An 18,547-nucleotide genomic window follows, 5' to 3' on the forward strand; every position below is an offset into this window, starting at 1 on the left:
GCGCGCCATGTCCAGCCAGTTGTGCAGGTGGGTGTCGTCCGCGAGGATTTCCTTCACCTTGGCGTCGGTCTTGTAGATATCTTCCGGGTCGCCCGAAAGTGCTGCCCAGCGGAACGGGCCGATGCCGCGGCAGAAGAGGGGGCGGATATAAGCCGGTACGAAGCCCGGAAAGTTAAAGGCGCTATCGACCCCTTCCTCCAGAGCGACCTGACGAATGTTGTTGCCGTAATCGACGGTCGCGATGCCACGGGACTGGAACTCAAGCATCGCCCGAACCTGAACCGCCATGGATTTTCGCGCGGCCTTCTCGACTGCCTTGGGATCAGAGACGCGCTTCTCTTCCCATTCGTTGAGGCTCCAGCCTTGTGGCAGATAGCCGTTGACCGGATCATGGGCGGAGGTCTGGTCGGTCACCAGATCGGGCAAGTAGCTACCCTTCAGGATTTCGGGAAAGATATCGGCGGCATTACCGAGCAGGCCGACGGAAACCGCCTTTTTCTTTTCGCTCGCGTCGCGAATGATCTTGAGGGCCTCCTCAAGGCTGTCAGCTTTGCGGTCGAGATAGCCGGAGCGCAGGCGAAACTCAATGCTGCTCGGACGGCATTCGATGGCGAGCATCGAGGCGCCGGCCATGGTTGCCGCCAGCGGCTGCGCCCCGCCCATACCGCCGAGGCCGCCGGTCAAAATCCATCTCCCGGCCATATCGCCGCCGAAATGCTGGCGTCCGGCCTCGACAAAGGTTTCATAGGTCCCCTGAACGATGCCCTGACTGCCGATATAGATCCAGGATCCCGCCGTCATCTGGCCATACATCATCAGGCCTTTTTTATCGAGCTCATTGAAATGGTCCCAGTTCGCCCAATGCGGTACCAGATTGGAGTTAGCGATCAGAACCCGCGGTGCATTTTCGTGGGTCTTGAAGATGCCGACGGCCTTGCCCGACTGGACGAGCAGGGTCTCATCCGCGTTCAGTTCACGTAAGGAGCGCTGGATTTGATCGAAACACTGCCAGTTGCGCGCCGCCCGACCAATGCCGCCATAAACAACAAGTTCCGCGGGGTTTTCGGCCACTTCCGCATCGAGATTGTTCATGAGCATCCGCAGCGGTGCCTCGGTCAACCAGCTCTTGCAGGAAAGCTCGGTTCCCGTCGGCGCCTTGATCTTGCGGGAATTGTCCAGTCGTTCATTCATATGGCGGGTCCTTCTGCCCTGTCCCGGGTCCGCTGTCCCCAGTCGAGCATTTCTTCTAAAATCAATTTAAGGGTAGGTTGCAGTTTTTTGGCTTTCTCGTCCAGATAGGGGAAAGGTGATACCTCCTCCATGTAATCCTCCTGCGCCAGTTCCATTTGCAGGGCCTGCACATTTTGGGCGGGATCACCGTAGTGGCGCGTGATATAACCGCCCTTGTAGCGCCCGTTGAGCGCATGGCTGTAGGGGGAGTCGGCGGCGATTTTCTCGACTGCCCGCTCAAGATCGGGGGCTAAGGTTTTTCCGTCTCCCGTTCCGAGGTTAAGGGTCGGCAGGCGCCCTTCGAAAAAGCGGGGCAGGATGCAGCGGATCGAATGACAATCATAGAGCAGTGCATATCCGTGCTCAGCCTTGATCCTGTCGATTTCCGAGGCGAGGGCATCGTGATAGGGCTGCCAGTAGTGGATCTTCCGCTCTGATATTTCCGCCTCCTCCGGATTTTGGCCGTCCAGATAAATCTGCGCGTCATCAAAAAGCGAGAGCGGGCAAAGCTCGGTGACACTCATTCCCGGATAGAGCGATATCCCGTCCGGGTCGCGATTAAGATCAATCACAAAGCGGGAATAGTTGGCCGTGATCACGCTAGCGCCCAAGGCTTCCGCCATGTCATCATAGAGCCGCGCCATATGCCAGTCCGTATCCGGCCTGCCCTGCGCCGCCTTGGTCATGCGCTTTTCCAGCGCGGCGGGAATTTCAGTGCCCGCATGCGGCTGGCTGAGCAATAACGGGGACGATCTTCTGGTTAAGGTATAAATATCACTCATCACGCCAATCCACTGAAATAGAGGGTAAAATATCCTGGAAAATTTCCCGTAAAGATCCACTTGTGACGAGATCCTGCGCCGCCTTTATATCCGGGGCAAAGAACCGGTCTTCATCGTAGGACGGAACGATTTTCCGGATCTCGTTAAACAGGACTTCAAGTGGCGCCGAGGACTGCAGCGGGTGGCGGAACTCAACCCCTTGCGCTGCCGCCAGCAATTCTATGCCGACGATCGCGGCCGTATTCTGCGCCATCGGCAACAGCCGGCGCGCGCCGTGGGTCGCCATGCTGACATGATCCTCCTGATTGGCGGAGGTCGGGATGCTGTCAACCGAGGCCGGATGCGACCGCTGCTTGTTCTCGCTTGCGAGCGCCGCTGCGGTGACATGGGCGATCATAAAGCCGGAATTGACGCCGGGGTTTTTGACCAGGAAGGCCGGCAGTCCGCTGATGCTGGTATCAATTAGCATGGCGATCCGCCGCTCGGACATCGATCCGATTTCGGCAATGGCGAGAGCTAGATTATCGGCAACCAGTGCCACCGGCTCGGCGTGGAAATTGCCCCCGGAAATGACTTCGCCGCTATCGGTGAATACCAGCGGGTTATCGGAAACAGCGTTCGCCTCGATTTTCAGAATGGTGGCCGCATGGCGAATCTGGTCAAGACAAGCCCCCATCACCTGAGGTTGGCAGCGCAGGCAATAGGGGTCCTGTACCTTTTCGCAATCTTCATGGGATTTACGGATTTCACTGCCCTCGATCAGGGCGCGATAGCTCGCCGCCATTTCCATTTGTCCGATTTGACCCCGCGCCGCATGAATGCGGGTGTCAAACGGGGCGTCGGTTCCTTTGGCGGCATCAAGGGAGAGGCTGCCCGAAAGCGTCGCTGCCGCCAGCAATTTCTCCGCCTCAAACAATCCGGCAAGGGCGAGGGCGGTTGAGACCTGGGTGCCGTTGAGAAGCGCCAGCCCCTCCTTGGGGCCGAGGATCAGCGGCGTCAGTTTGAACTTTTCGAGGACGACGGCAGCGGGCCGGATCTCGTCCTGCATCCTGACATCACCAACACCGAGCAAGGCCGCGCTCATATGGGCGAGTGGCGCGAGGTCGCCGGACGCGCCGACGGATCCCTTCGCCGGAATACAGGGATAGATTTCATGATCGATAAAATTCAGCAGGGCCTCAATGACCACCGCCCGGACGCCGGAAAACCCCCGGGCAAGGCTCGCGGCCTTCATCACCAGAATTAGGCGGACAATATTATCGTCAAGAAGCGGGCCGATGCCGGTCGAATGGGACAGGACGAGATTTCTTTGCAGGTCTTCCAACTTGTCCCTTGGAATGACTTCCTGGGCCAGACGGCCGAACCCCGTGTTAATGCCATACACGGTTTTGCCGCTTTCAACGATAGCCTGTATAGACGCGGCACCGGCATCGATATTATCCAGACAGCTCGGATCGAGTGCAAGCTTGACCGGACCTTGATAAACCCGGCGTAAATCGTCAAGGCTCATATGGCCCGGCATGACGGTTAAGGGTGTTTCCATAAGACGTTCCTCTCAGACCCTGGCGGGGACTGCCCCCTTACCGGATTTCCCGTAATACCGAATATAGAGCGGATTCGTGCCGATACCTTGCGTTAACTCGGACGGATGCTCGATATTCCAAATGGCGAGATCAGCCTGCTTGCCAATCTCCAGCGTCCCGATCTCCGAAGCTAGGCCAAGGGCCGCAGCGGCGTTGCGCGTGAAGCCTGTAAGTGCCTCTTCCGGGGTCAGGCGAAACAGGATCGCCGCCATATTCATCATCAATTGCGGCGACGTCGTCGGCGAGGATCCCGGATTGCAGTCGGTGGCGAGCGCCATTGGCACCTTGTATTTGCGCAACAGCTCAATGGGCGGCTTTCTGGTTTCCCTTAAAAAATAAAAGGCACCGGGCAGGATCACCGCGACTGTGCCGAATTTTGCCATGGCGGCGACGCCCTTTTCATCGACATACTCAAGATGATCGGCGGACAGGGCCCTGAAATGCGCCGCAAGTTCCGCCCCATGCAGGTTGCTGAGTTGCTCGGCATGAAGTTTTAGCGGCAGTTTCAGTTTTTCCGCAGCCTTGAACAATTGCCGGACCTGCTCGGCAGAGAAGCCAATCGTCTCGCAAAAAGCATCCACCGCATCAATGAGACCCAGCGCATGGATTGTCGGCAGCATTTCATGGCAGACCTTGGCCATATAGCCGTCGCTGTCGCCCGCGAACTCGGGCGGCAGGGCATGGGCGCCCAGAAAAGTTTTCTGTACCCGCACCGGATTGATCGTGCCGAGTTGTCTGGCGACCTCCAGCATCTTGATTTCCGTTTCAAGATCGAGGCCATATCCGGATTTAATCTCCACTGTTGTCACCCCGCCATCGATCAAGGCTTGTAGCCGCGGCTGACTTTCGGCGGCAAGATCGCTTTCACTGGCATCCCGGGTCTGGGTGACCGTTGAGATAATGCCGCCACCGCTCGCCGCAATTTCGGCGTAACTGGCGCCGTTCAAGCCCATCTCAAATTCTCCGGCGCGGTTACCTGCATAGACGAGATGGGTATGGCAATCAATGAGGCCCGGAGTCATCCAGCGTCCTTCAAGGTCCAGAACCTCGCGCGTATTTTTAACAACATCGGGGCTCAGATCTTCGAGATTCCCGATCCATCTGATTTTATCGCCGGAGACCGCAAGCGCGGCCGCATCGATCATGCCGTAGGGTTCACCGCCGGTTGTCATGGTGGCGATCCGGGCATTGATGAATAGCCTGTCCCATATCGCCTCCGCCATTTTCATTTTGCTCCCGGTGAAAAAGTTGTATATACAAATTATTATGATTGGATTTGCAGGATGTTCAAGCGTTTTTTTTGATATTCAAATTTCAGATGTTGTAGGCAGCGTATGAATAGCGTCACAGACCTAACCCGCACCAAGGCGGAGCCGCTTTATCGACAGATCAAGCAATTGATTGCTCGCAAAATAAATTCCGGCGACTGGTCGGCGGGAGACCGTATCCCGACCGAACATGCGCTCGTCGAGGAACTGAAAGCCTCGCGCATGACCATAAATCGTGCGCTGCGCGAACTGACCCAGGAAGGACTGCTCGCCCGGCGGCAGGGATCGGGAACCTTTGTGGCGCCCAGCAAACTGGAAACCGGGCTTTTGGAAATCCGCAATATTGCCGATGAAATCGCCGCCCGCGGCCATGTCCATAGGGCAAAGATGCTGAAACTGGAATCCGCGCAGCCGCCTGAGGATATCGCCTCGATCATGACGGGGGCGAAAGACAGCCCGCTGTTTCACTGCCTTGTTCTGCATTCCGAGGGGGACGCACCGGTCCAGCTCGAGGACCGCTATGTGAACCCGGAACTGGTCCCTGATTTCCTCGCTCAGGATTTCAGGACTGAAACGCCGAGCGGTTTCCTGATCCGGACCGTGCCCTACAGCCGCGCCGATCACCGAATCAGTGCCGATATCGCGACCGCCGAACAAGTGCGTCTTTTGGCGCTGAATGAGGGGGAACCGGTGCTGACCCTTGAGCGCCATACTTACGCGGGGGAGGCGGTCATCACTACCGTGCGCCTGTTCCATCCGGGCAGCCGTTTCACTGTCGGCGGCGCATTTACCGCCGACCGGTAAGCGGTTAAGTTAAACGTTTGAATCGGGAAACGATTCTTTTCGCTGTGTCATGAAGGCCTGCAGGGCTTCGTCCACGCTGACATCCAATTCCGGGGCCTGGTAATCGCGCAACATCTGTTTCCAGACGCCGTTGGCACGCGTGGCCGTATCCTTCGATCCATCCGCCTGCCATTGCTCGACTGAATTGTTATCGGCGATGCGGGAGCGGTAGAAGGCCTCCTCGAAATTCGCCTGGGTATGGGCACAGCCGAGGAAATGGCCGCCGGGGCCAACCTCGCGCACCGCGTCCATGGCCTGTCCGTTCTCGCTGATATCGATCCCTCGGGCGAGGACTTCCATCATCGCACATTGATCGATATCCATGACGAATTTCTCATAGGACGAACATAGACCACCTTCGAGCCAGCCGGCCGCATGAAGCGAGAAATTAACGCCGGACAGGATCGTCATCAACAAAGTCTGTGCGCTCTCATAGGCGGCTTGCGCGTCCGGGAGCTTAGAAGCGGTAAAAGATCCGCCGGAACGGAACGGCAAGTTGAGACGGCGGGAGAGTTCGGCAGCTCCGTTGAGCACAAGGCTGCTTTCCGGCGTGCCAAACGTCGGCGCGCCTGACTGCATGGAAATCGAGCTTACAAAGGTGCCGAAGATCACCGGGGTGCCCGGTTTGATCAGCTGTGTCAGCGCGCAGCCAGCCATCGCTTCCGCGAGCAGCTGCGACAGAGTTCCGGCACCCGAAACCGGGCTCATCGCGCCCGAGAGAATAAACGGGGAGACAACACAAGCCTGGTTGTTTGCGGCATAGGTTTTAAGCGCGCCCAGCATGGTTGCATCAAACGTCATCGGTGAATTGGCGTTGATAAGGTTCAGCATCACACAGTTGTTCTGTACAAACTCTTTCCCGAACACAAGGGAGGCCATGTCCACGCTGTCCTGCGCCCGTTCCGGCGCCGTCACCGATCCCATGAACGGCTTGTCGGAATATTTGATATGGCTGTAGACCATGTCGAAATGCCGCTTGTTGACGGGCAGGTCGACCGGCTCACAGACCGTACCGCCGGAATGATGCATGGCGGGCGCCATATAGGCGAGTTTTACAAAATTCTCGAAATCCTTGATCGTGCCGTAGCGTCGGCCCTTATCCAAGTCATGAACGAAGGGCGGACCATAGACCGGGGCCAACACCGTATTATTGCCGCCAATCTGGACATTGTTCATCGGATTGCGAGCATGCTGGGTAAATTCGGCGGGGGCGGTTTTGAGAAGTTGTTGGACGAGGCCCTTGGGGAAATGCACCCGCTCTCCCTGTACATCGGCACCCGCATCCTTCCAGAGCTGCAGTGATTCCGGGTCGTCGCGGAAATCTATCCCGATTTCCTCCAGGATAGTATCAGCATTTGCCTCGATAATCTCAAGCGCTTCGTTGCTGGTCAGGTTGGTGACAGGGATATTGCGCTTGATATAGGGAATATGACGGCTGTTATTGCTTTGCCTCGCTTCGCGGCGGGCGTCGCGGCCTCTCCGTCCGGCACGGGGTGCGGTTGCGCTCATGAAATTCTCCAACTCCTATGGGGCCCAGATGAAAGAGTGCCTTCGCCATTTATTAAATCTGAAAATTGTTGTGAGACTAGCGTATTGGCGTCTTTTTTATCATTTTCTCTGGCGAATTTAGAACATTTGCAAGAGGCGGCTTTAGCGCAGATTTTCCATGGCGGGAAAGGGACAGCGAGCGTCGGAGAATTGTTAGCGATACGCGTCGTCAATCGCCACGGTGTTTTAGGACGCTTCACTGTCTGGGCGTGGCAGGGAACAGGGTATAAGGGGACGGGGAAAATGAAATCACATGCACGGGTGGTCGTTATCGGGGGCGGCGTTGTCGGCGTCAGTACGCTGTACCATTTGACGAAAAAGGGCTGGTCAGACGTTGTCCTTCTGGAGCGGACGGAGTTGACCGCCGGGTCAACCTGGCATGCCGCCGGACTGCTCCCCCTGTTTAACATGAGTTACGCGGTAGGCCAAATCCATAAATACAGTGTTGATCTCTATAAACGGCTGGAGGCTGAAACGGGCCAGAACGTCAGTTTCCATGTCACCGGCAACCTGCGCCTTGCCACCAACAAGGAACGCATGGATGAGTATCTGAAATATTGTGGCACCGCGAACACGATCGGCGTTCCTTATGAAATCATCACACCCAAGCAGGTAAAGGACCTCTGGCCGCTGTCCGATATCGAGGGGCTGGTCGGGGCGCTTTATCATCCGGATGATGGCCATATCGCGCCGGTTGATGTCACCAATGCCATGGCAATCGGCGCGCGCAAGGGCGGTGCCGAGATTAATCGCCATACCGAGGTTCTCTCGGTTGAGCAGCAGAAGAACGGCGAATGGCTGATCCGGACAAACAAGGGCGATATTACCGCTGAGCATGTCGTAAGCTGCACCGGCAACTATGCCCGTCAAACCGCCGCCATGGTCGGGCTTGATATCCCGGTAATCCCGGTCGAGCATCAATATATCGTCACCGATGAGGTCCCGGAGCTGGTCGAGCGGAAAAAGGCAGGGCTTCCCGAGATGGCGGTGCTGCGCGAGAGTGATGCGTCCTATTACCTGCGCGAGGAGCGCCAGGGCTACATTCTCGGCCCTTATGAACATGGGGCGCCGGCCTGCTTTGTTGATGGGGTTCCGGAGACCTTCGGGCAGGAACTGTTCGCGGGCGATCTTGAACGTCTGATGCCCCATGTCGAGGCGGCGATCAAGCGCGTGCCGTCTTTCGCCGATGCCGGGATCAAGGACATCATCAACGGGCCGATTGCCTATACGCCCGATGGCAGCCCGATGATCGGCCCCGCCTGGGGCCTCAAGAATTTCTGGATGAACGAGGGGCACAGCTTTGGCGTGACCGCGGCGGGCGGCTCCGGCTGGCAGCTGGCGGAATGGATTACGGAAGGCGAGCCCGGCATCGACATGATGGATGTCGATCCGCGCCGTTTTGGTGCCTATGCCACCAAGCCCTATACCAAGATCAAGAACGAGGAATGCTATGAGCATGTTTTCGTCATTCATTATCCGGATGAGGAGCGCCCGGCGGGCCGCCCCCTCAAAACCAGCCCCTGTCATGACCGCATGGCGGCGCGCGGCGCGGTATTTGGCCAGCGGTATGGCTGGGAGCGGCCCAACTGGTTCGCGCCTGAGGGCGTGAAGCCAGTGGATGACTGGAGTTTTCGGCGTTCAAATTATTTTGAACATGTCGGCAACGAAGTAAAAAACACCCGCACCAATGCCGGACTGATCGATATCACCAGCTTTTCCAAGTTTCAGGTGACGGGACCGGGGGCGGAGGCCTTTCTCGACCGGCTCGTCTGCCGCAAACTGCCGAAGGGTATCGGCCGGATTAACCTCTCCCATGTCCTCAATAAACGCGGCGGTATCCGCTCCGAATTCACCATCATGCGCGACGGGCCGGAAGCTTTCTATTTGGTAAGCTCCGGTGCGGCAGAGCGGTTTGATCATGATTATCTGTTAAAACACCTGCCCGATGACGGCTCTGTCCGTCTCGATAACGTCACCACGGCCCATGGCGTGCTGGTGCTGGCGGGTCCGAAGTCGCGCGATATTCTCAGAAAGATTACGGACGCGGATCTCTCAAATAATGGGTTCAAATGGCTGACCGGGCAGCATATCACGGTGGGACTGGCGCCTTGCCGCGCGCTCCGGGTCAATTTCGTCGGCGATCTTGGTTGGGAGCTACATCACCCGATCGAGTATCAGAATCATATTTATGATGTGATCGTCGGGGCTGGCGAGGAATTCGGTCTTGGCATGTGCGGAATGCGCGCGATGGACAGCTTGCGCATGGAGAAAAACTACCGCATGTGGGGCCAGGACCTGACCCGCGAATATTCCGTGTTCGAGGCCGGTCTTGAAAAATTTGTTCATCTCGACAAGGGCGACTTTATTGGCCGCGAGGCCCTCATCGCCCAGAAGGAAGCGGGCGTTCCGCAGTCCTTCGTCTGTCTTGAGGTTAAGAATATCGACGATGCAGACCCGATAGGCAACGAGCCGCTCTATGACAGGAACGGTAAAATCGTCGGGCGGGCAACCGCGGGCGCCTATGGGCACTGGGTCGGAAAAAGCCTGGCCCAAGGCTATATTCAGGCGGGCATGGAAGCCGTCGGAACGGAACTTGAAATTGAAATACTCGGCAAGCGATATCCGGCGGTGGTCATTGAAGAATCAATTTTCGATCCGGAAAATATTCGGCTTCGCGCATGAGAATCAAAGGTTTCGACGCTTTTTTCGTGAAAGTGTCGCAAGAAAATTATTCGATGTCTGCGCGGGAATAGTTTTACAGCCCGCATTAAATGACACTTTTGACATAAAGTGCCGCCAATTTTGTAAGTCAGTGGAGCCTCACATGGAAGACGACGATATTGACCTCTCAAGCCTTGAAGACTCAGAGCTTGTCGAACAAATGCATGATGATCTATACGACGGATTGGCCGACGAGATACGAGAAGGTGTGAATATCCTTCTGGGTCGCGGGTGGGAGCCCTACAAGGTTCTGACTGAGGCTTTGGTCGAAGGCATGCGGATTGTCGGTGTGGATTTTCGAGATGGCATCCTGTTTGTGCCCGAAGTCCTGCTCGCGGCAAATTCCATGAAGGCGGGAATGTTCATTCTGAAGCCGCTTCTTGCTGAAACCGGTGCGCCGAAGGCCGGCAAGATGGTGATCGGGACGGTGAAGGGCGATATTCACGATATCGGCAAGAACCTCGTCATTATGATGATGGAGGGTGCCGGGTTCGAGGTGATTGACCTCGGCATCAATAACCCGGTTGAAAAATATCTCGCCGCCCTTGAAGAGCATAAGCCGGACATCATCGGCATGTCGGCGTTGCTGACCACGACAATGCCCTACATGAAGGTCGTCATTGACACTATGAAGGAAAAGGGCATTCGCGACGATTATATCGTGATGGTCGGCGGGGCACCGCTCAATGAGGAATTCGCGGACAGTGTCGGTGCGGATGCATATGGGCGCGATGCGGCAATGACCGTCGAAATTGCCCAGCGTATGGTCGCTGAACGGCGGGCCGCCTGACGGAATGTTAGGAATAGGGACATTGCCATGGTGCCGGAACATCCCAAAACACTGTTGATCGCCTGCGGGGCGCTCGCCGAGGAAACCCTCGCCGTTCTCGCGACAGGCCAGTGGGGTCATGTCGAGATTACTTGCTTGCCTGCTAAGCTGCATAACCGGCCAGCCCTTATCCCCGAGGCGATACGCAAGAAGATCCACGCCAACCGCGACCAGTTTGACAAGATATTAGCGCTCTATGGCGATTGCGGGACGGGGGGCAAACTCGACGACGTTCTCCGCGAAGAGGGGGTAGAGCGAATTGCCGGCGCCCATTGCTACGAATTTTTTACTGGATCGTCTCTGTTCAATTCTCTGGCCGACGCCGAGCCCGCGACTTTTTATCTCACTGACTTTTTAGCCCGGCATTTTGACAGGCTGATTATCGAAGGGCTCGGGATAGATCGGCATCCGGAACTTTTACCGCTTTATTTCGGGAACTATGAACATCTTTTGTATCTCTCCCAGATTGAAGATCCGGAATTGCAGGAAAAGGCGAAGGCCGCGGCGGAGCGGCTTTCACTGGCCTACGAATACCGTTTTACCGGCCTTACGGGACTTGAAGATTTTTTGAAACTGAAAGCAGCAGGTTAGGGCAAACAGTGGCACAGCTTAACATTTTATACTGGCGGGATATCCCCTCCCAGATCGTCGTCAAGCAGGGTCGGACAAACGCCAAGGTGATGCTGTCCGAGCGCTTTCAGGAGGCAATCGACATGGCCGCCATGCGCGACAAGGCACATGGAAGTGACGCCTATCTTGACGGCTGGCGAAAAGGGGAGGCAGAGGCCGTTGACGGAGAGCTGGAAACCGCCGCCACCGATTGCGCCGCTCGCATAGAGGCTGAATTTGACGAAGCGATGCTACGGGCATTCGTCGTTAATGGCGGCCGGAAAGCCGTCTGAGATGCCAAAATCCGCCTATCAACCCGCAAAAACTAGTCCGGTTGTTCGCTCCCGTGCCTTTTATACGGTGCGCCTCTGGTCTGTTCGCCATTCGCGGGGATTGGAACGGATTTACAAGATGCTGGCCACGGTTTTCCTGAAACTTCATCCACTGTGGAATTTCATTGGCTACAAACGGGTCGAAAAACCGGTGGTTCTGGTCGAGAGAACCGTGAAGCGCTTTTTGTTCGATTGCCGGATGTGTGGCCAATGCGCGCTCAGTGATACGGGCATGTCTTGTCCGATGAACTGCCCGAAATCCCTGCGCAACGGGCCTTGCGGCGGGGTCCGTGCGAATGGCAATTGCGAGGTAGAACCGGAGATGCCCTGTGTCTGGGTCGAGGCCTGGAAGGGCAGCCGGAACATGGAATCGGGCGACAATATTCTGAAAGTGCAAGCCCCGGTTAATCATTCGTATCGCGGATCATCGGCCTGGCTTCGGGCAACGGCGGAGGCAGCTGAAAAGCAGGCTGAACCCATGCCATGACAACGGGGACACCTGAAAAATCCGCGGATCATGGACCGTTACCGCCTTTGCCGGGTCATACCTCGCGCGGACGATTGGAACGGGTTTTGCGGGCGGGCGAATTTGCCGTGACCGCCGAGCTTAACCCGCCTGACAGCGCCGACCCGAATGAGGTATTCGAGCGCGGCGCGATTTTTGACGGCTGGGTGGATGGCATCAATGCGACCGACGGCTCGGGCGCCAATTGTCATATGTCCTCAGTCAGTATTTGCGCGCTGCTGACCCGCGTCGGCTATTCTCCGATTATGCAGATTTCCTGTCGCGACCATAACCGCATCGCTATTCAGGGTAACGTGCTGGGCGCGGCTGCCATGGGGGTGAATAACATCCTGTGTCTTACGGGGGACGGGGTGCAGGCGGGCGACCAGCCGGGCGCCAAGCCGGTGTTCGACCTCGACTGCATGTCGCTTCTTCGGACTGTCAGGATGATGCGGGACGAGGGACGGTTTCTGTCGGGGCGCAAAATCACCTCGCCGCCGCAGGTGTTTCTGGGGGCGGCGATTAATCCCTTTGCGCCACCCTATGATTTCCGGCCCCTGCGGCTGGCTAAAAAGATTGAAGCAGGCGCGCAGTTCGTCCAGTCGCAATATTGTTTCGATATCCCGATGCTGACCCGCTACATGGAGCAGACGCGGGACCTGGGCCTCGATAAAAAATGCTTTATCCTGGTCGGGGTTGGCCCGCTGGCCTCGGCCCGCGCGGCCAAATGGATACGCGCCAACGTGCCCGGCATTCATATTCCCGACGCCATCATCGACCGACTTGAAGGCGCGGAGGATCAGAAATTGGAAGGCAAGAAGATCTGTATCGAGATCCTTCAGCAGGTCCATGAAATGAAGGGCGTTTCCGGCGCACATGTGATGGCCTACCGACAAGAAGAGCTGGTCGCCGATATCGTATATGAATCCGGTATTCTCAAAGGCCGTCAGCCTTGGAAACGAGAAAGCAATCCGGACTTTGAGGCGGTGGCTGATGCCTTTGAGACGGTGAAGGAACAGATGGATAACTCAATAAATCCGCAGGAAATGGTTGCTGCCGTTTCTGAGGAACAGTAAGTCGGTATTAGGCTAGAGGATTGCCGGGTTGGCCTTTTAATGGAATGTGGATGACAATCGGCGAAAGCCCCTAATTTCAAGGTTCATTGTATGACTGAAACCCGCCTCTCCTCCGCCACCAAGGAAGTCATTATCGGATTTGACCGGCCCTTTGTTATCATTGGCGAGCGTATCAACCCGACAGGCCGCAAGCTGCTGGCCGCGGAAATGAAGGTAGGGGATTACAGTCGGGTTGAGGCCGATGCCCTGGCGCAGGTCGCCGCCGGTGCCCATATGCTCGACGTCAATGCCGGAATCCCGCTTGCGGATGAGCCGCGCATTCTCGCTGAAACCATCAAGCTGGTGCAAAGCCTGACCGATGTCCCTTTGTCCATCGACAGCTCCATTGTCGAGGCTCTGGCCGCCGGTCTGGCTGTCTACCAGGGCAAGCCGCTGGTCAATTCCGTGACCGGCGAGGAGGAACGCCTCGAATCCGTATTGCCGCTGATAAAGAAATACGGGGCCGCCGTGGTCGCGATTTCCAATGATGAAACCGGCATTTCGGAGGATCCCGACGTGCGTTTTGCCGTTGCCAAGAAGATCGTCGAACGGGCTCAGGACTATGGCATTTCCCCGGCAGATATTGTCGTCGATCCGCTGGTAATGCCGGTAGGGGCGCTGAACGATGCCGGGCGGCAGGTGTTGAGACTGGTGAGCCGCCTGCGCAACGAGCTTAAGGTGAATACAACCTGCGGCGCCTCCAATTTCAGCTTTGGCCTGCCAAACCGTCATGGCATGAACGCGGCCTTCCTGTCCATGGCGATCGGCGCCGGTATGACCTCCGCGATTACCAATCCTCTGCATGAACCCGAAATGGCGGCGGTCAAGGGCGCCAATGTGGTGATGGGCCGTGATCCGAACTGCGTAAGCTGGATTAAAACCTTCCGGGAACCGGCAGCAGAGGGAAGTGATGAAGCACGCCGCGCCGAGCGCCGCCGGAGACGCAATGCCTAACGAGTTGCTTGCCAAGGAAAAAACCCATCTCGTCGCGTTCATGCCCTCGGGAAAAAGGGGGCGTTTTCCGGATGGCACACCCGTGCTTGAGGCCGCCCGGGTGCTGGGCGTTGATATCGACAGTGTCTGCGGCGGACGGGGGATCTGCGGGCGCTGCCAGGTTGACCTGACGGTCGGCAAGTTCTCGAAGCACGGGGTGGTCAGTCGTGCCGATTCCCTGTCGCCCTTCGCCGAGGCAGAAGAGAAATTCAAACAGCGCCGTGGGATGAAGGAAGGACGTCGGCTTAGCTGTCATGCCCTGCTCCGCGGTGACGTGGTTATCGACGTGCCCGCTGTCAGCCAGGTTCACAAGCAGGTCATCGTCAAACAGGCGGATGATCGCAAGATCGAGATGGACCCGGCCATTCGCTTGCATTTCGTGCAGGTGCTGGAACCGGATATGTACAATCCGACCGGCGATTTTGAGCGGCTTTGCCTTGCACTCAAGCAACAGTGGGGCCTCGATTTCATGGAATGCGACCTTCGCACGCTGCAGGCCCTGCAGAAGGTTCTTCGTGACGGTAAATGGAATGTCACAGTGGCCGTCCACCGCTCCTCCCGTATTACGAAAATCTGGCCCGGGTTTCATAATGTTGCCTATGGTTTGGCGGTGGATGTCGGCTCGACCACCATCGCCATGCATTTATGCAACCTGTCGACGGGGGATGTGGTTGCCTCCGCCGGGATGATGAACCCGCAGATCCGCTACGGCGAGGACCTGATGAGCCGGGTGTCCTACGTGATGATGAATCCGGGCGGCGAACAATTGCTCACCGAAGCGGTGCGGCGCGGCATCAATGACTTGATTGCTGAGGTCAGCGAAGCGGCCGAGATTGATCCCACGGATATCCTGAATGCCGTATTTGTCGGCAATCCGATCATGCACCATCTGCTTCTCGGGATTGATCCGACGGAACTTGGCGGCGCACCGTTTGCCCTGACGACGAATTCTGGCATGACCGTCTGGATGAGTGAAATCGGGGTCGGATCGAACCCTGACGGGCGGGCCTATTTCCTGCCCTGTATCGCCGGTCATGTCGGCGCCGATACCGCGGCGGTAATCCTTGCTGAAGCTCCCCATTTGCAGGACCAGATGATGCTGATTATCGATGTCGGCACCAATGCAGAGATAGTGCTGGGCAATAATGTGCGGCTCCTTGCGGCCTCATCGCCAACGGGGCCGGCGTTTGAAGGCGCGCAAATTTCCTGTGGTCAACGGGCTGCCGCGGGTGCGATCGAGCGCGTCAGGATCAATCCGGAGACGCTGGAGCCGCGATTTAAAGTGATCGGTTCCGATCTCTGGTCCGATGAGGATGGGTTCGAGGAGGAGACGAAGAAATCCGGGATTACTGGCATTTGCGGCTCCGGCATCATCGAGGTCATCGCCGAAATGTATTTGAGCGGCATTCTCACAACGGACGGTGTGATTGACGGCAGTTTTGCTGCCAAAAGCCCGCGTGTTGTCGCTGATGGCCGGACCTTTTCCTATGTCATTCGCGGTGGTGAGAGTGAAATCAAAATATACCAGACCGATGTTCGCGCCATCCAGCTGGCAAAGGCTGCCCTCTACGCCGGGGCGAAATTACTAATGGATAAACTCGGTGTTGAAACGGTCGACCGGATTGTCCTGACCGGTGCCTTCGGCAGTCATATCGATACCAAATACGCCATGGTTCTTGGCATGATCCCCGACTGTAATCTCGAAGATGTCGAGGGGGTCGGCAACGCGGCGGGGATCGGCGCGCGGATTGCCCTGCTGAATAAATCAGCCCGCGACGAGATTGAGGCCGTGGTCCGGTCGGTTGAAAAAATCGAGACGGCAGTGGAGCCGAAATTTCAGGAATATTTTGTCGAAGCCATGGCAATACCCCATAAAACATCTCGTTATCCGGAGCTGGCGAAAGTCGTAAAATTACCGGAGCCGAGAGTGTCGTCGAATAATCCTGACGGGGATAACGGCCGTCGGCGTCGGCGTCGGCGCGGCTGACGCTGGAGCCCCCCGGTTAATGCCGGACGCGGCGCTCGTCGCTGGGGGTGCGGCCAAAATGCTCCCGGTGACATTTTGAAAAATGCGAGGCCGAGACAAATCCGCAGGCTAGCGCCACCTCTATAATCGGCAGGCTGGTTTGGGTCAAAAGATACCGGGCCCGGTCAAGGCGAAGGCCAAGATAGTAGCGGGTCGGGGAAAATTTGAGATATTTCTGAAATAACCGCTCCAGTTGACGCGTTGAAAGCCCGACTTTGGTGGCAAGATCACTACAGCTCAACGGCTCTTCAAGGTTATCCTCCATACAGGAAATGGCGGCCAGCAACTTCGGATGGGAAATGCCGAGACGGGCGCGCAACTCCATCCTTTGGCGCTCATTCCCCTCACGAATGCGGTGGTAAATCAGCTGATCGGCGACGGCCAGCGCAAGTTCATGATTGGCGTGATTAGTGATCAGGCTGAGCATCATGTCGAGAGAGGATGTGCCGCCGGCGCAGGTATAGCGATTGCGGTCAATTTCAAACAGTTCCGAGGTGATATCGAGATCCGGGAAATCCTCCTGGAACCCGGACAAGTTCTCCCAATGAATGGTGCAGCGATAGCCGTTGAGCAATCCGGCCTTGGCCAACACATGGGCGCCCGTGCAAATCGCCCCGATATCCGAGCCGTGAGAAGCCAGACGGCGCAGGGTTGAGATGATCTGCGGGCTGGTATGCTTTTGAATATCAATGCCGCCACAGGTAAAGACGATCGGAAAGACGGGCATATCGGCGATTTTTCCCTCAACCGAGACTTCAATTCCGGCGCTGCTGACCGCGGGCAGACCGTCAATTGAAAAACAATGCCAGCTATAGAGCTGCTCATTACTCAGCCTGTTCGCAATCCTGAGCGGTTCTATGGCCGAGATGAAGGCAAGTGCCGAAAATTCAGGAACGAGACAAAAACCTATACTATGCTTGGCATTGTTGCTGCCCGTCTTTTGTATCAAATTCGCTATACCACCAAATAATTAAATGCTTATCCAGACGCTACTTCAGAAACAGAAAAAAACAATCTCTTTTATGCAGGAGCAACGAAAAAAGGAGCTCCCATCACAGCTCCTTTCGTATTAATCATCTTTCGATCAGCTTAGAACAAACCCACAATCTGACCATTTTCATCGACATCGATGGTGTTCGCAGCGGGAACGCGCGGTAATCCGGGCATCGTCATAATATTTCCGCAAACTGCGACAACAAATTCAGCGCCGCCGGCGATGCGGACCTCGCGGATCGGGACGACGTGATTGCTGGGCGCGCCTTTAAGGTTCGGGTCGGTAGAAAAACTGTACTGGGTTTTGGCGATACAGACGGGATAATGGCCGAAGCCGCCATCCTGCAATTCCTTGAATTGATCGCGTACCTTCTGATCGGCAATGATCCCTTGCGCGCCGTAAAGGGTCTGGGCGATGGTCCGGACCTTGTCCCAGAGCGGCAGGGCGTCGTTATAAAGCGGGGCGTAGTTGCTCCCGTTCTGATCAATCTTCTCAACGACAGCCTTGGCCAGAGTCTCAGCGCCTGCACCGCCATTGCCCCAATGATCTGACAGAATAGCATCGACCCCGAGTTCAGCGCAGATCTGCCGCACCTGATCGACCTCGGCTTTTGTATCGGCGGAAAACTGGTTAATGGCAACGATCACCGGCAACCCAAATTTCTTGAGATTTTCGACATGCCGCGCGAGGTTCTCCGAACCGTGGGTAACGGCCTTGATATTCTCCACCCCCAAATCCGCCTTTGCGACGCCGCCGTGCATTTTAAGAGCCCGGATCGTGGCAACAACGACGGCAATTTCCGGCTTGAGTCCCGCTTTGCGGCATTTGATATCGAGGAATTTTTCTGCCCCGAGATCGGCGCCGAAACCGGCCTCGGTCACCACATAATCGGCTAGCTTGAGCGCGGTTTTGGTAGCGAGGACCGAATTGCAGCCATGGGCGATATTGGCAAACGGGCCACCGTGAATGAAGGCAGGGTTATTTTCCAGCGTTTGCACCAGATTGGGCTGGAAGGCATCTTTCAGGAGCGCCGTCATTGCCCCGTGCGCATTGAGGTCCTTCGCGAATATTGGTTGCTTCTCCCGGGTGTAGCCGACAATTATATTGCCCAGACGGCGTTTCAGATCCTCAAGGTCCGTCGCCAGACAGAAAATCGCCATCACTTCCGA

At 56.6% G+C, this 18,547-nt stretch carries 16 protein-coding genes; 9 read left to right on the forward strand and 7 right to left on the reverse strand.

Annotated features, from left to right (window positions below):
• The 4 genes from ACESNI_RS17145 to hutI all read right to left on the reverse strand — a co-directional run.
• Nucleotides 1-1,191 (reverse strand): urocanate hydratase (locus ACESNI_RS17145; protein WP_373089226.1); only part of this gene is annotated, 1,191 nt, incomplete at its 3' end.
• Nucleotides 1,188-2,012 carry an N-formylglutamate deformylase gene (gene hutG / locus ACESNI_RS17150; RefSeq protein ID WP_373089228.1) on the reverse strand — a complete coding sequence of 275 codons (825 nt, stop codon included), beginning with the start codon at nt 2,010-2,012 and terminating at the stop codon, nt 1,188-1,190. The genes ACESNI_RS17145 and hutG, both read right to left, overlap by 4 nt.
• Nucleotides 2,005-3,555, reverse strand: a complete 1,551-nt coding sequence (gene hutH / locus ACESNI_RS17155) for a histidine ammonia-lyase (protein ID WP_373089230.1) — start codon at nt 3,553-3,555, stop codon at nt 2,005-2,007. The genes hutG and hutH overlap by 8 nt, the downstream gene beginning before the upstream one ends.
• A 12-nt stretch (nt 3,556-3,567) precedes the next feature.
• Nucleotides 3,568-4,818, reverse strand: coding sequence for an imidazolonepropionase (gene hutI / locus ACESNI_RS17160; RefSeq protein ID WP_373089232.1), 1,251 nt, complete (start codon nt 4,816-4,818; stop codon nt 3,568-3,570).
• 111 nt (nt 4,819-4,929) lie between these two features.
• Between hutI and hutC the strand changes: the two genes are divergently transcribed.
• The gene (gene hutC / locus ACESNI_RS17165) at nt 4,930-5,667 is read left to right on the forward strand and encodes a histidine utilization repressor (RefSeq protein WP_373089234.1); all 738 of its coding nucleotides are present in this window, start codon (nt 4,930-4,932) and stop codon (nt 5,665-5,667) included.
• 9 nt (nt 5,668-5,676) lie between these two features.
• On the opposite strand, the gene ACESNI_RS17170 is transcribed toward hutC, so the two are convergent.
• Nucleotides 5,677-7,215, reverse strand: coding sequence for a trimethylamine methyltransferase family protein (locus ACESNI_RS17170; protein WP_373089236.1), 1,539 nt, complete (start codon nt 7,213-7,215; stop codon nt 5,677-5,679).
• Between the two features lie 282 nt (nt 7,216-7,497).
• On the opposite strand from ACESNI_RS17170, the gene ACESNI_RS17175 reads away from it, so the two are divergent.
• The 8 genes from ACESNI_RS17175 to ACESNI_RS17210 all read left to right on the forward strand — a co-directional run bounded on the left by ACESNI_RS17175 (nt 7,498) and on the right by ACESNI_RS17210 (nt 16,345).
• Complete coding sequence (locus ACESNI_RS17175; RefSeq protein WP_373089238.1) at nt 7,498-9,936, forward strand: FAD-dependent oxidoreductase; 2,439 nt, start codon at nt 7,498-7,500, stop codon at nt 9,934-9,936.
• Between the two features lie 142 nt (nt 9,937-10,078).
• On the forward strand, nt 10,079-10,765 hold the full coding sequence (locus ACESNI_RS17180; RefSeq protein WP_373089240.1) for a corrinoid protein: 687 nt from the start codon (nt 10,079-10,081) through the stop codon (nt 10,763-10,765).
• A 27-nt stretch (nt 10,766-10,792) separates the two neighbouring features.
• Nucleotides 10,793-11,395 (forward strand): DUF1638 domain-containing protein, encoded by a 603-nt coding sequence (locus ACESNI_RS17185; RefSeq protein WP_373089242.1) that lies wholly within the window; start codon nt 10,793-10,795, stop codon nt 11,393-11,395.
• An 8-nt stretch (nt 11,396-11,403) separates the two neighbouring features.
• On the forward strand, nt 11,404-11,706 hold the full coding sequence (locus ACESNI_RS17190) for a virulence factor (RefSeq protein WP_373089244.1): 303 nt from the start codon (nt 11,404-11,406) through the stop codon (nt 11,704-11,706).
• A 1-nt stretch (nt 11,707) separates the two neighbouring features.
• A complete protein-coding gene (locus ACESNI_RS17195) occupies nt 11,708-12,232 on the forward strand; it encodes a methylenetetrahydrofolate reductase C-terminal domain-containing protein (protein WP_373089246.1) in 525 nt (174 codons plus the stop codon).
• Nucleotides 12,229-13,326 (forward strand): methylenetetrahydrofolate reductase, encoded by a 1,098-nt coding sequence (locus tag ACESNI_RS17200; protein ID WP_373089248.1) that lies wholly within the window; start codon nt 12,229-12,231, stop codon nt 13,324-13,326. The genes ACESNI_RS17195 and ACESNI_RS17200 overlap by 4 nt, the downstream gene beginning before the upstream one ends.
• Before the next feature lie 90 nt (nt 13,327-13,416).
• A complete protein-coding gene (locus ACESNI_RS17205; RefSeq protein WP_373089250.1) occupies nt 13,417-14,319 on the forward strand; it encodes a methyltetrahydrofolate cobalamin methyltransferase in 903 nt (300 codons plus the stop codon).
• Nucleotides 14,312-16,345, forward strand: coding sequence for an ASKHA domain-containing protein (locus tag ACESNI_RS17210; RefSeq protein ID WP_373089252.1), 2,034 nt, complete (start codon nt 14,312-14,314; stop codon nt 16,343-16,345). The genes ACESNI_RS17205 and ACESNI_RS17210 overlap by 8 nt, the downstream gene beginning before the upstream one ends.
• Before the next feature lie 16 nt (nt 16,346-16,361).
• On the opposite strand, the gene ACESNI_RS17215 is transcribed toward ACESNI_RS17210, so the two are convergent.
• Together ACESNI_RS17215 and ACESNI_RS17220 are read right to left on the reverse strand one after the other, a co-directional pair.
• Nucleotides 16,362-17,333 (reverse strand): GlxA family transcriptional regulator, encoded by a 972-nt coding sequence (locus ACESNI_RS17215; protein WP_373089254.1) that lies wholly within the window; start codon nt 17,331-17,333, stop codon nt 16,362-16,364.
• A gap of 140 nt (nt 17,334-17,473) precedes the next feature.
• Nucleotides 17,474-18,547, reverse strand: a 1,074-nt coding sequence (locus ACESNI_RS17220; protein ID WP_373089256.1) for a formate--tetrahydrofolate ligase, incomplete at its 5' end; no start/stop codon positions are given.

The organism is Sneathiella sp. (genome assembly GCF_041689005.1).
Taxonomy (GTDB): domain Bacteria; phylum Pseudomonadota; class Alphaproteobacteria; order Sneathiellales; family Sneathiellaceae; genus Sneathiella.